General features: G+C 50.9%; 1 protein-coding gene. It reads left to right on the plus strand.

The annotated features are described in order from the left end of the window. The coding region (locus SB756_RS35910) for a hypothetical protein (RefSeq protein ID WP_410914015.1) at positions 1–232 on the plus strand (232 nt) is incomplete at both ends.

Consider the following 232-nt stretch of genomic DNA (forward strand, 5'->3'; position numbering starts at 1 on the left):
ACAGCCCGATTAAAGCAGATCCGGAGTGGGCAAAAACTACCGTTAACGGTATGCCAGCGCTGCGTGAAACCGACACTTTCGACACCTTTATGGAGTCCTCCTGGTACTATGCGCGCTACACTTGCCCAGAGTACAAAGAAGGTATGCTGGATTCCGAAGCGGCTAACTACTGGCTGCCGGTGGATATCTACATTGGTGGTATTGAACACGCCATTATGCACCTGCTCTACTT

It is taken from the genome of Pseudomonas sp. SIMBA_068 (assembly GCF_046534705.1).
Lineage (GTDB): Bacteria > Pseudomonadota > Gammaproteobacteria > Pseudomonadales > Pseudomonadaceae > Aquipseudomonas > Aquipseudomonas putida.